Origin of the sequence: Streptomyces sp. NPDC048415, assembly GCF_040651675.1 — a bacterium.
Taxonomy (GTDB): Bacteria; Actinomycetota; Actinomycetes; order Streptomycetales; family Streptomycetaceae; genus Streptomyces.
Genome location: NZ_JBEZKJ010000003.1, coordinates 242,473 through 254,643 on the forward strand (window position 1 = coordinate 242,473; position 12,171 = coordinate 254,643).

At 70.2% G+C, this 12,171-nt stretch carries 12 protein-coding genes; all 12 read left to right on the forward strand.

The features are described from left to right. The first annotated feature begins 203 nt into the window (after positions 1-203). The 12 genes from AB0D27_RS04230 (at position 204) to AB0D27_RS04285 (ending at position 12,150) form a co-directional block, all read left to right on the forward strand. Positions 204-2,009 carry a DUF5941 domain-containing protein gene (locus AB0D27_RS04230; protein ID WP_362501900.1) on the forward strand — a complete coding sequence of 602 codons (1,806 nt, stop codon included), beginning with the start codon at positions 204-206 and terminating at the stop codon, positions 2,007-2,009. Continuing rightward, positions 2,006-2,758 carry a phosphocholine cytidylyltransferase family protein gene (locus AB0D27_RS04235; RefSeq protein WP_362501815.1) on the forward strand — a complete coding sequence of 251 codons (753 nt, stop codon included), beginning with the start codon at positions 2,006-2,008 and terminating at the stop codon, positions 2,756-2,758. The genes AB0D27_RS04230 and AB0D27_RS04235 overlap by 4 nt, the downstream gene beginning before the upstream one ends. Next, the gene (locus AB0D27_RS04240; RefSeq protein WP_362501817.1) at positions 2,746-3,807 is read left to right on the forward strand and encodes an iron-containing alcohol dehydrogenase family protein; all 1,062 of its coding nucleotides are present in this window, start codon (positions 2,746-2,748) and stop codon (positions 3,805-3,807) included. The genes AB0D27_RS04235 and AB0D27_RS04240 overlap by 13 nt, the downstream gene beginning before the upstream one ends. Then, positions 3,785-4,564, forward strand: a complete 780-nt coding sequence (locus tag AB0D27_RS04245; RefSeq protein WP_362501819.1) for a CDP-alcohol phosphatidyltransferase family protein — start codon at positions 3,785-3,787, stop codon at positions 4,562-4,564. Before AB0D27_RS04240 ends, AB0D27_RS04245 begins: the two co-directional genes overlap by 23 nt. Further along, positions 4,561-5,454, forward strand: coding sequence for a glycosyltransferase (locus AB0D27_RS04250; RefSeq protein ID WP_362501821.1), 894 nt, complete (start codon positions 4,561-4,563; stop codon positions 5,452-5,454). Before AB0D27_RS04245 ends, AB0D27_RS04250 begins: the two co-directional genes overlap by 4 nt. Positions 5,455-5,555: 101 nt before the next feature. Further along, complete coding sequence (locus tag AB0D27_RS04255; protein WP_362501823.1) at positions 5,556-6,485, forward strand: ABC transporter permease; 930 nt, start codon at positions 5,556-5,558, stop codon at positions 6,483-6,485. Positions 6,486-6,489: 4 nt separating this feature from the next. Beyond that, positions 6,490-7,260 (forward strand): ABC transporter ATP-binding protein, encoded by a 771-nt coding sequence (locus AB0D27_RS04260; protein WP_362501902.1) that lies wholly within the window; start codon positions 6,490-6,492, stop codon positions 7,258-7,260. Between the two features lie 358 nt (positions 7,261-7,618). Next, complete coding sequence (hpnC, locus tag AB0D27_RS04265) at positions 7,619-8,521, forward strand: squalene synthase HpnC (protein ID WP_362501825.1); 903 nt, start codon at positions 7,619-7,621, stop codon at positions 8,519-8,521. Further along, positions 8,518-9,468 (forward strand): presqualene diphosphate synthase HpnD, encoded by a 951-nt coding sequence (hpnD, locus tag AB0D27_RS04270; protein ID WP_362501827.1) that lies wholly within the window; start codon positions 8,518-8,520, stop codon positions 9,466-9,468. The genes hpnC and hpnD overlap by 4 nt, the downstream gene beginning before the upstream one ends. Next, the gene (locus AB0D27_RS04275) at positions 9,468-9,608 is read left to right on the forward strand and encodes a DUF6380 family protein (protein WP_362501829.1); all 141 of its coding nucleotides are present in this window, start codon (positions 9,468-9,470) and stop codon (positions 9,606-9,608) included. Before hpnD ends, AB0D27_RS04275 begins: the two co-directional genes overlap by 1 nt. Next, a complete protein-coding gene (hpnE, locus tag AB0D27_RS04280; protein ID WP_362501831.1) occupies positions 9,605-11,023 on the forward strand; it encodes a hydroxysqualene dehydroxylase HpnE in 1,419 nt (472 codons plus the stop codon). The genes AB0D27_RS04275 and hpnE overlap by 4 nt, the downstream gene beginning before the upstream one ends. Further along, positions 11,020-12,150, forward strand: coding sequence for a polyprenyl synthetase family protein (locus tag AB0D27_RS04285; protein WP_362501833.1), 1,131 nt, complete (start codon positions 11,020-11,022; stop codon positions 12,148-12,150). The genes hpnE and AB0D27_RS04285 overlap by 4 nt, the downstream gene beginning before the upstream one ends. Positions 12,151-12,171: the final 21 nt, after the last annotated feature.

Genomic DNA, 12,171 nt, shown 5'->3' on the forward strand with positions numbered 1-12,171 from the left:
ACCGATGATGATCGCGGCGGAGGGCCACGCAGACGTGGTTGATCGGGCCGTGAACGGGCGGTGAACGCCCGCTTCCCATCATCCGATAGCCTCTGCCGACATGCCGCCCAGCGGCCGAGGCCCGAGGGGGCCTGGGGCCGGGGCCATCCCACCACGTACACGCCCGGCACGAGGCCACGCCGGGCACCCAGGGAGTGAGTTCGCTGTCGACCGCCATCCTCACCGGCCCGCCGGTCCCCGGATCGTCGCTCGAGGGCGATCTGCGGTCGCTCGGCTTCGACGTGCGGCTCGCCTCTGACGCGGGCGAGGCCGAGACGCTGCTCGCCGTCGTCCCGGCGGACCAGCGCGTCGCCGTCGTCGACGCCCGCTTCGTGGGCCACCTGCACGCGCTGCGCCTCGGCCTCACGGACCCCCGGTTCGCGGCCTCCGCGCTGCCCGGAGCGATATCGGTGCAACCCGAGGCCCGCCGGGCGCTGACCCGGGCCGTGACCCGTGAGAGCGCCGCCTCCGGCGGCCTCGCCGTCGCCACGGACAACCTCGCCGAGCGCGTCACCGCGGCCCTCGACGCGGAAGGCGTCGCCGTGTACCGCCCCGAACTGGGCACGCTCGTCGCCGCCGTCCCCAGCGACCCCCAGGAACGCAACGAGGCCCGCCAGGCCGTCTCGGCCGTCGACGACGAGGCCGTACGACTGCGCAGCGCCGTGAAGGCCCGCGACGGCTTCTTCACCACGTACTGCATCAGCCCGTACTCGCGCTACATCGCCCGCTGGTGCGCCCGCCGCGGCCTCACCCCGAACCAGGTGACGACCGCCTCACTCCTCACCGCCCTGATCGCCGCGGGCTGCGCCGCCACCGGCACCCGCGCCGGCTTCGTCGCGGCCGGCCTGCTGCTCCTGTTCTCCTTCGTCCTGGACTGCACGGACGGCCAGCTCGCCCGCTACTCGCTCCAGTACTCGACGCTCGGCGCCTGGCTCGACGCGACCTTCGACCGCGCCAAGGAGTACGCCTACTACGCGGGCCTCGCCCTCGGAGCGGCCCGCGGCGGAGACGACGTATGGGCACTCGCCCTCGGCGCGATGGTCCTGCAGACCTGCCGCCACGTCGTCGACTTCTCCTTCAACGAGGCGAACCACGACGCCACCGCCAACACCAGTCCCACCGCGGCCTTCTCCGACAAGCTCGACAGTGTCGGCTGGACGGTCTGGGTGCGCCGGATGATAGTCCTGCCCATCGGTGAGCGGTGGGCGATGATCGCCGTGCTCACGGCGCTGACCACCCCGCGCATCACCTTCTACGCCCTCCTCATCGGCTGCGCCTTCGCCGCCACGTACACCACGGCGGGCCGCGTACTGCGCTCCCTGACCCGCAAGGCACGGCGTACCGACCGCGCGGCCCAGGCACTGGCCGACCTCACCGACTCCGGCCCGCTGGCCGAGCTGCTGACGCGCTACACGCGTCGCCTGCCGCTCCGGGCACCGGCGGTCGTCGCGTTCCTCGCTGGAACCCTCCTCGTACTCGGCGCCGCGCTGTCGCCGTACGGCAGCTGGTGGCCCGTCCTGGGCGCCGTGATCTACGTACTCCTGTCGCCCGTGGCCCTCGCGCGGCCCCTCAAGGGCGCCCTCGACTGGCTGGTCCCGCCCTTCTTCCGCGCCGCCGAATACGGCACCGTTCTGGTCCTGGCGGCCAAAGCCGATGTGAACGGAGCGCTTCCCGCGGCTTTCGGACTGGTGGCCGCGGTCGCCTACCATCACTACGACACGGTGTACCGCATTCGCGGCAACGCCGGCGCGCCCCCGCACTGGCTGGTGCGGGCGACAGGCGGGCACGAAGGCAGGACGCTGCTGGTCACCGTCCTGGCCGCGCTGCTCACCGCCGCACAGTTCAAGGTCGCGCTCACGGCGCTCGCCGTGGCAGTGGCTCTGCTGGTGCTCGTCGAGAGCATCCGCTTCTGGGTGACCGCTCATTTGGGCGGTGCGCCCGCCGTACACGACGAAGGAGAACCCGCATGATCGGCCTCGTGCTGGCGGCCGGCGCCGGACGGCGTCTGCGCCCCTACACCGACAGCCTCCCCAAGGCTCTCGTGCCGGTTGGCCCCGCGGGCATAGAGGACAGCATCACGGTCCTGGACCTGACCCTCGGCAACTTCGCCGAGATCGGTCTGACCGAGGTCGGCATCATCGTCGGCTACCGCAAGGAAGCCGTGTACGACCGCAAGGCGGCCCTTGAGGAGAAGTACGGCCTCAAGATCACCATCATCGACAACGACAAGGCCGAGGAGTGGAACAACGCCTACTCCCTGTGGTGCGGCCGTGACGCCCTCAAGGACGGCGTGATCCTCGCCAACGGCGACACCGTCCACCCGGTCTCCGTCGAGAAGACGCTGCTGGCCGCCCGCGGCGACGGCAAGAGGATCATCCTCGCCCTCGACACGGTGAAGAAGCTCGCCGACGAGGAGATGAAGGTCGTCGTGGACCCCGACAAGGGCGTCCAGAAGATCACCAAGCTGATGGAGCCGTCCGAGGCCACCGGCGAGTACATCGGCGTCACCCTCATCGAAGGCGCGGCCGCCGACGAGCTGGCCGACGCCCTGAAGACGGTGTGGGAGACCGACCCCCAGCAGTTCTACGAGCACGGGTACCAGGAACTCGTCCACCGCGGCTTCAGGATCGACGTGGCTCCGATCGGCGACGTCAAGTGGGTCGAGATCGACAACCACGACGACCTCGCCAAGGGACGGGAGATCGCGTGCCAGTACTGACGAGGCTCATCCCCTCGCCGGTCGTCGTCGACATCCGCCCGGGTGCCCTGGACGACCTGGCGAGCGTGCTCGCCGACCAGCGGATCTCGCACTCGGGGAAGCTGGCCATCGCGGTGAGCGGCGGCTCCGGGGCCCGGCTGCGCGAGCGGCTCGCCCCGGCCCTGCCCGGCGCCACCTGGTACGAGGTCGACGGCGGCACGATCGACGACGCGGTCCGGCTGGCCGACGCCATAAAGTCCGGACACTACGACGCGGTCGTGGGCCTGGGCGGCGGCAAGATCATCGACTGCGCGAAGTTCGCCTCCGCGCGCGTGGGCCTGCCGCTGGTCGCCGTGGCCACGAACCTGGCCCACGACGGTCTGTGCTCCCCGGTAGCGACCCTCGACAACGACGCGGGCCGCGGTTCCTACGGCGTACCGAACCCGATCGCCGTGGTCATCGACCTCGATGTGATCCGTGAGGCACCGGTGCGCTACGTGCGCTCCGGTATCGGCGACGCCCTGTCCAACATCTCCGCGGTCGCGGACTGGGAGCTGGCCAATCGCGTCAATGGCGAGAAGATCGACGGTCTCGCCGCCGCGATGGCCCGCCAGGCCGGCGAGGCCGTGCTGCGGCACCCCGGTGGCGTCGGCGACGACGCCTTCCTCCAGGTGCTGGCCGAGGCACTCGTCCTCACCGGTATCGCGATGTCGGTGTCGGGGGACTCGCGCCCCTCGTCCGGCGCCTGCCACGAGATCAACCACGCCTTCGACCTCCTCTACCCCAAGCGCGCGGCGAGCCACGGCGAGCAGTGCGGCCTGGGCGCGGCCTTCGCGATGTATCTGCGGGGGGCGCACGAGGAGTCGGCGTACATGGCCGAGGTGCTGCGCCGGCACGGACTGCCGGTGCTGCCCGAGGAGATCGGCTTCACCGTGGACGAGTTCGTCAGGGTCGTGGAGTTCGCTCCGCAGACCCGGCCGGGCCGCTACACGATCCTCGAACACCTCGACCTGAAACCCCACCAGATCAAGGACATCTACTCCGACTATGCCAAGGCCACCAGTAGCTGAACTCCGTCCCGTCGTTCATCCCGCAGGGGTGAAGGACCGGCGCAGCGGTGAGCACTGGGCGGGACGCCTGTACATGCGAGAGATCTCGCTGCGCTGCGACCGCTACCTGGTGAACACCAGGATCACGCCCAACCAGCTCACGTACCTGATGACTGTCTTCGGCGTGCTCGCGGCCCCGGCCCTGCTGGTGCCGGGGATCGCGGGCGCCGTGCTCGGTGTGCTGATGGTCCAGCTCTACCTGCTGCTCGACTGCGTCGACGGCGAGATCGCGCGCTGGAAGCAGCAGTTCTCGCTGGCCGGGGTCTACCTGGACCGGGTCGGGGCCTATCTGACCGACGCCGCGGTGCTCGTCGGCTTCGGCCTGCGCGCCGCCGATCTGTGGGGCTCGGGCCGGATCGACTGGCTCTGGGCCTTCCTCGGCACGCTGGCCGCCCTCGGCGCGATCCTGATCAAGGCGGAGACCGATCTCGTCGGTGTCGCCCGTCACCAGGGCGGGCTGCCGCCCGTCCAGGAGGCGGCGTCCGAGCCGCGCTCGTCCGGGATGGCGCTGGCCCGCAAGGCCGCCGCGGCGCTGAAGTTCCACCGGCTGGTGCTCGGGATCGAGGCGTCCCTGCTGATCCTGGTCCTGGCCGTCCTGGACACGGTGCGGGGCGACCTGTTCTTCTCCCGGCTCGGCGTCGCGGTGCTGGCCGGCATCGCACTTGTCCAGACCGTGCTGCACCTGGTGTCCATCCTCGCCTCGAGCAGGCTGAAGTGAGTACGGCGATGAAGGTCGGCGCGGTGATCATCACCATGGGCAACCGCCCCGACGAGCTCCGGGCCCTGCTGGACTCCGTCGCCAAGCAGGACGGCGACCGCGTCGAGGTGGTCGTGGTCGGCAACGGCTCGCCGGTCCCCGACGTCCCGGCAGGTGTCCGCACCGTCGAACTGCCCGAGAACCTCGGCATACCCGGCGGCCGCAACGTGGGCATCGATGCCTTCGGCCCCGGCGGCACCGACGGCTATGACGTCGATGTGCTCCTCTTCCTCGACGACGACGGTCTGCTCGCCACCCACGACACCGCCGAACTGTGCCGTCAGGCCTTCGGGGCCGACCCCGAGCTGGGCATCATCAGCTTCCGCATCGCCGACCCCGAGACCGGCGAGACCCAGCGCCGCCACGTCCCGCGGCTGCGCGCCTCCGACCCGATGCGTTCCTCGCGTGTCACCACCTTCCTCGGCGGCGCCAACGCGGTCCGTACGAAGGTCTTCGCCGAAGTCGGCGGGCTTCCGGACGCATTCTTCTACGCGCATGAGGAAACCGACCTGGCATGGCGGGCCCTCGACGCGGGCTGGATGATCGACTACCGGTCCGACATGGTGCTGTACCACCCGACGACCGCGCCCTCGCGGCACGCGGTCTACCACCGCATGGTGGCCCGCAACCGCGTCTGGCTCGCCCGCCGAAACCTTCCGGCGCCGCTCGTCCCGGTGTACCTCGGCGTCTGGATGCTCCTGACGCTGGCCCGCCGTCCCTCGGGACCGGCCCTGAAGGCCTGGTTCGGCGGCTTCAAGGAGGGCTGGACCAGTCCGTGCGGGCCCCGGCGTCCCATGAGGTGGCGTACGGTGTGGCGGCTGACTCGACTGGGCCGGCCTCCTGTGATCTGACAAGCTCGTTTCTGAGAGCAATTCGTGGCCGTACCCCGGTCCCTGGCTCATGCCTCTGCCCGATCTGGCTGTGCGCATCTTGAAGACGAAAGTTTCCACTTGTGAGTGAGACAACGCATGACGGCCCCGTCGCGGTGAGCGACCGACCGTCGCCCGACGACGGGCTCTCCGCGGCCGACGTGGCCGCCAAGTACGGGCTCGCGGTCAGCGGCGCCCGGCCCGGAGTCGTCGAATACGTTCGTCAGCTGTGGGGGCGGCGGCACTTCATCCTCGCGTTCTCGCAGGCGAAGCTCACCGCCCAGTACAGCCAGGCCAAGCTGGGCCAGTTGTGGCAGGTGGCGACCCCGCTGCTGAACGCGGGCGTCTACTACTTGATCTTCGGCCTGATCCTCAAGGCCAACCGCGGTATGTCGCACGACGTGTACATCCCGTTCCTGGTGACCGGCGTCTTCGTCTTCACCTTCACGCAGAGCTCGATCATGGCGGGCGTCCGGGCGATCTCCGGCAACCTCGGGCTGGTGCGCGCCCTGCACTTCCCGCGCGCCTCGCTGCCCATCTCCTTCGCGCTGCAGCAGCTCCAGCAGCTGCTCTTCTCGATGATCGTGCTGTTCGTCGTGGCGATCGCCTTCGGCAGCTACCCGGGCCTGTCCTGGCTGCTCATCGTCCCGGTGCTCGTTCTGCAGTTCCTCTTCAACACCGGCCTCGCGCTGATCGTGGCGAGGATGGGCGCCAAGACGCCGGACCTCGCCCAGCTGATGCCGTTCATCCTGCGAACCTGGATGTACGCGTCCGGTGTCATGTTCTCCATCAGCAGCATGCTCGCCGGGCGCCCGGAGTGGATCATCCGCGCACTGCAGGTGAACCCGGCCGCGGTCTACATGGACCTGATGCGCTTCGCGCTCATCGACGGGTACGGCTCCGCCCACCTGCCGCCTCATGTGTGGGCCATCGCCACCTTCTGGGCCGTGGTCGTCGCGGTCGGCGGTTTCGTGTACTTCTGGAAGGCTGAAGAGAGGTACGGCCGTGGCTGAAGAGATGTCTCACGTCCCCACCGTCATCGCGGACGAGCTGCACATCGTCTACCGCGTCAACGGCGCCAAGACCGGCAAGGGCAGCGCAACCGCCGCCCTCAGCCGCATCCTCAAGCGAGGCTCCGACGAGGCGGCGCGCGGGGTGCGCAAGGTGCACGCCGTCAAGGGTGTCTCCTTCGTCGCCTACCGCGGCGAGGCCATCGGCCTGATCGGTTCGAACGGCTCCGGCAAGTCCACGCTGCTGCGCGCCATCGCCGGTCTCCTCCCCGCCGAGAAGGGCAAGGTCTACACCGACGGCCAGCCCTCGCTGCTCGGCGTGAACGCGGCCCTGATGAACGACCTGACGGGCGAGCGGAACGTCATATTGGGCGGGCTCGCGATGGGCATGTCCCGCGAGCAGATCAGGGAGCGCTACCAGGACATCGTCGACTTCTCGGGCATCAACGAGAAGGGCGACTTCATCACCCTGCCGATGCGCACCTACTCGTCCGGCATGGCGGCCCGGCTGCGCTTCTCCATCGCGGCCGCCAAGGACCACGACGTCCTGATGATCGACGAGGCCCTCGCCACCGGCGACCGCAAGTTCCAAAAGCGCTCCGAGGAACGCATCCGCGAGCTGCGCAAGTCCGCCGGCACGGTGTTTCTGGTCAGTCACAACAACAAGTCGATCCGTGACACCTGCGACCGCGTGCTGTGGCTGGAGCGCGGTGAGCTGCGCATGGACGGCCCGACCGAAGAGGTCCTCAAGGAGTACGAGAAGTTCACGGGCAAGTAGCCCATTTCGCCCAGGGCCCCGCCGGAACTCTTCGGCGGGGCCCCGCGTCTGCAAAGGAAACGCCAACTCCTGCTGGCCTTAGGAATCTTGACAGCAATCGGTGTGTTGTTGTGATGTGCAGGACACCCCGACGGAGCGTGCCGCGTTGTACAACGTAAGCTGTACCGGTGCCGATTCGCGGCAAGTAGGGCGATAATGCGCGACACCCGGCTCCGGAGCGCCGTGCGGATCTCCGGGCGGCGTGTCCGAAATGGGCAGTATTGGGTCGGCAGTGTAGAACGGGAGATGTGACGGCAATGTCTACGGATACTCTCCAGCTCGGCGATGCGCGTGCCGTCCTCGCGCCGGGCGGCGAGCGGTGACAGAAGCCGGGACGGCGCGCATGGGAGATCCGGAGCGCGACACCCTCGACAAGGCCGCGGACGAGAACTTCCCCGTGGCTCCCTTTTTCCTGCCCAAGGTCTGGCGTGACGATCTGATGGCCGTGTACGGCTTCGCCCGCCTCGTCGACGACATCGGCGACGGCGACCTCGCCCCCGGCGGCGCGGATGCCCGCCTGCTCGGCGTGTCGCCCGAGGAGGCCGAGGACCGCCTCGCCCTCCTCGACGCTTTCGAGACCGATCTTCACCGAGTGTTCGAGGCGACCCCGCGCCACCCGCTGCTGCGCCGCCTCCAGCCCACGGTCCGCCGCGCGGGCCTCACCCCCGAGCCCTTCCTCGGCCTGATCGCGGCCAACCGCCAGGACCAGCTGGTCACGCGGTACGAGACCTACGACGACCTCGTCGCCTACTGCGAGCTGTCCGCCAACCCCGTCGGCCGCCTGGTCCTCTCCGTCACCGGCACATCAACTCCCGAGCGCGTCCGCCGCTCCGACGCGGTGTGCACGGCGCTGCAGATCGTCGAACACCTTCAGGACGTCGCCGAGGACCTCGGCCGCGACCGCATCTACCTGCCGGCCGAGGACATGAAGCGCTTTCACGTACAGGAGGCGGATCTCGCCGCCGCCACCGCAGGCGCATCGGTGCGCGCACTGGTTGCATACGAATCAGAACGCGCCTCGAACCTCCTGAATGAAGGCACCCCCCTCGTGGGTAGCGTCCACGGCAGGCTGAAGCTGCTGCTCGCGGGGTTTGTTGCGGGGGGAAGGGCGGCGATCCGCGCGATCGCCGCCGCCGAATACGACGTACTTCCCGGCCCGCCCAAGCCCGGCAAGCTCCAGTTGCTGCGCGAGGTGGGAGTGACTCTGCGAGGAGAGGGGTGATCCGGACCGTGGAGTCTCCGTCACACATGTCCGCACCGGTACTCGCCGCGTACAGCTACTGCGAGGCGGTCACCGGTCAGCAGGCCCGTAATTTCGCGTACGGCATCAGACTTCTGCCGACGCCCAAGCGCCGCGCGATGTCGGCGCTGTACGCGTTCTCGCGGCGCGTCGACGACATCGGCGACGGCGCGCTCGCACCGGACGTGAAGGCCGCGCGCCTCGAGGACACCCGGGCGCTGCTCGCCCGGGTCCGAGCGGGCACCGTGGACGAGGACGACACCGACCCGGTCGCGGTCGCCCTCAGTCACACCGCCGCGTCCTTCCCGGTGCCGCTCGGCGGCCTCGATGAGCTGATCGACGGCGTGCTGATGGACGTACGCGGTGAGACGTACGAGACCTGGGACGACCTGAGGGTCTACTGCCGCTGTGTGGCCGGCGCGATCGGGCGGCTCTCGCTCGGCGTGTTCGGTACGGAGCCGGGGGCGCGCGGCGCCGAGCGCGCGCCGGAGTATGCCGACACGCTCGGGCTCGCGCTCCAGCTCACCAACATCCTGCGGGACGTACGTGAGGACGCCGAGGGCGGCCGCACTTATCTGCCCGCCGACGACCTCGCCAAGTTCGGCTGCTCGGCCGGGTTCAACGGGCCGAATCCACCGCCCGGTTCCGACTTCGCGGGCCTCGTGCACTTCGAAGTGCGTCGGGCCCGCGCCCTTTTCGCCGAGGGCTACCGGCTGCTGCCCATGCTGGACCGGCGCAGTGGCGCCTGTGTGGCGGCCATGGCCGGCATCTACCGCCGTCTTCTCGACCGCATCGAGCGCGAGCCGGAGGCCGTGCTGCGCGGCCGGGTCTCGCTGCCCGGTCGCGAGAAGGCGTACGTCGCGGTGCGCGGCCTCTCCGGTCTCGACGCCCGGCATGTCTCCCGCCGCACCGTCAGGAGGCGCCCCTGATGGACAATCCGGTCCAAGGTGATTCCACCGGCGAAAAGCGGCACGCAACCCTCCGCGGCCGTGCGGCGTCCCTGCTTGCGATGGCCTGCCGTGCACCGTTCAATCATCACGGCACGGCCAGGGGGGAGGGCACACGATGAGCGAGGTCACGCAGCCCGCTGACATGCCGGGCCGCTCCGAGGGGGCGACCGCCGTCGTGATCGGCGGCGGGCTCGCCGGGATCACCGCCGCGCTCGCGCTCGCCGACGCCGGGGTCCGGGTGACGCTGCTCGAGGGCAGGCCGCGGCTCGGTGGGCTCGCGTTCTCCTTCCAGCGCGGCGATCTCACCGTGGACAACGGACAGCATGTGTACCTGCGCTGCTGCACCGCCTACCGCTGGTTCCTCGACCGCGTCGACGGAGCCTCGCTCGCGCCGCTGCAGGATCGTCTCGACGTGCCCGTTCTCGACGCCGAGGGCACACCCGGGCGACGGCTCGGCAGAATCGGCCGCACCGCGCTGCCCGTACCGCTGCATCTGGCGCGCAGTCTCGCGACGTATCAGCATCTGTCGCTCGTCGAGCGTGCCAAGGTCGGCCGTGCCGCGCTGGCGCTCAAGGGCCTGGATCTTGCCGATCCGGCGCTCGACGCACAGAGCTTCGGCGACTGGCTGGCCGCGCACGGTCAGTCGGAGCGTGCCATCGAGGCACTGTGGGACCTGGTGGGGGTCGCCACCCTCAACGCGGTGGCCAAAGACGCCTCGCTCGGGCTCGCCGCGATGGTGTTCAAGACGGGTCTGCTGTCCGACCCGGGCGCGGCCGACATCGGCTGGGCACGCGTCCCGCTGGGCGAACTGCACGACACCCTGGCCCGCAAGGCGCTCGACTCCGCGGGCGTCCGTACCGAAGTCCGTACACGCGTCACCTCCATCTCCCTCAAGGGAAACGGGCTTTGGAGCGTTCAGGTTCCCGGCGAGAGCATCGAAGCCGACGCGGTCGTGCTCGCCGTAGCGCAGCGCGAGGCCCACGAACTGCTGCCCCAAGGGGCGCTCGACTCCCCTGACCAGCTCCTCGAGATCGGCACCGCGCCGATCCTCAACGTCCATGTCGTCTACGACCGCAAGGTGCTCAGCAGGCCGTTCTTCGCGGCGCTCGGCTCCCCGGTGCAGTGGGTCTTCGACCGCACCGAGGCGTCCGGGCTCGCCGGGGGCCAGTACCTCGCTCTGTCGCAGTCGGCCGCGCAGGCCGAGATCGACGAGCCGGTGTCCGTACTTCGCGAGCGCTATCTGCCGGAGCTGGAGCGGCTGTTGCCCGCCGCGCGCGGCGCCGGAGTGAAGGACTTCTTCGTGACCCGGGAGCGCACGGCGACGTTCGCCCCCACCCCCGGCGTCGGGCGGCTGCGGCCCGGCGCCCGCACCAATGCCCCCGGCCTGTACCTGGCCGGAGCGTGGACCGCCACCGGGTGGCCCGCGACCATGGAGAGTGCGGTCCGCAGTGGCGTCAGTGCGGCGGGCGCCGCGCTGGGTGCCCTGGGCCGGCCCCGCGATCACCTCCTCGAACTCTTCGAGGAGGCGGCATGACGCTCGATCAGAGCACGGCGGGCCCCCGCACCCCCGGTACCGCGACAAGAGGAGAGACTGTGCCCACTGTGCCCCCGGCCGAAACGGCTGCCGACGCGGTGGACGTGACCGCGCTCCTGGAGCGCGGCCGGACCCTGGCCACACCGGTGCTGAAGGCGGCCGTCGACCGCCTGGCAGCCCCCATGGACACCGTCGCCGCCTACCACTTCGGCTGGATCGACGCCGAGGGCAACCCCGCCGACGGCGACGGCGGCAAGGCCGTACGCCCCGCCCTCGCCGTGCTCTCCGCACAGGCGGCCGGCGCCGCCCCCGAGGTCGGCGTGCCCGGCGCGGTCGCCGTCGAGCTGGTGCACAACTTCTCACTGCTGCACGACGACCTGATGGACGGCGACGAACAGCGCCGCCACCGCGACACCGTCTGGAAGGTGCACGGCCCCGCCCAGGCCATCCTCGTCGGCGACGCCCTGTTCGCGCTGGCCAACGAGATCCTCCTCGAGCTCGGCACCGTCGAGGCCGGTCGCGCCACCCGGCGCCTGACCAGCGCCACCCGCGCCCTCATCGACGGCCAGGCGCAGGACATCTCCTACGAGCACCGCGACCGTGTCAGCGTCGAGGAGTGCCTGGAGATGGAGGGCAACAAGACGGGCGCCCTGCTCGCCTGCGCCTGCTCCATCGGCGCGGTCCTCGGCGGCGCCGACGACTTCACCGCCGACACGCTGGAGAAGTACGGCTACCACCTCGGCCTGGCCTTCCAGGCCGTCGACGACCTCCTCGGCATCTGGGGCGACCCGGAGGCGACGGGCAAGCAGACCTGGAGCGATCTGCGCCAGCGCAAGAAGTCCCTGCCGGTCGTGGCCGCGCTCGCCGCGGGCGGCCCCGCCTCCGAACGCCTCGGCGAACTGCTCGCCGAGGACGCCAAGGCCAGCGACTTCGAGAACTTCTCCGAGGAGGAGTTCGCCGCGCGCGCCGCGCTCATCGAGGAGGCGGGCGGCCGTGAGTGGACCGCCCAGGAGGCACGCCGCCAGCACACGATCGCCATCGAGGCCCTGGACGCCGTCCAGATGCCCGACCAGGTACGGGCCGAGCTCGTGGCGCTCGCCGACTTCGTCGTCGTACGGAAGAGATGATCACTATCGGCCGAATGAACC

Coding starts and splice junctions, on each gene's coding strand:
- AB0D27_RS04275 (WP_362501829.1), top strand. CDS start 9,468: ATGGACAATCCGGTCCAAGGTGATTCCACCGGCGAAAAGCGGCACGCA.
- hpnE (WP_362501831.1), top strand. CDS start 9,605: ATGAGCGAGGTCACGCAGCCCGCTGACATGCCGGGCCGCTCCGAGGGG.
- AB0D27_RS04235 (WP_362501815.1), top strand. CDS start 2,006: ATGATCGGCCTCGTGCTGGCGGCCGGCGCCGGACGGCGTCTGCGCCCC.
- AB0D27_RS04260 (WP_362501902.1), top strand. CDS start 6,490: ATGTCTCACGTCCCCACCGTCATCGCGGACGAGCTGCACATCGTCTAC.
- AB0D27_RS04285 (WP_362501833.1), top strand. CDS start 11,020: ATGACGCTCGATCAGAGCACGGCGGGCCCCCGCACCCCCGGTACCGCG.
- AB0D27_RS04245 (WP_362501819.1), top strand. CDS start 3,785: ATGCCAAGGCCACCAGTAGCTGAACTCCGTCCCGTCGTTCATCCCGCA.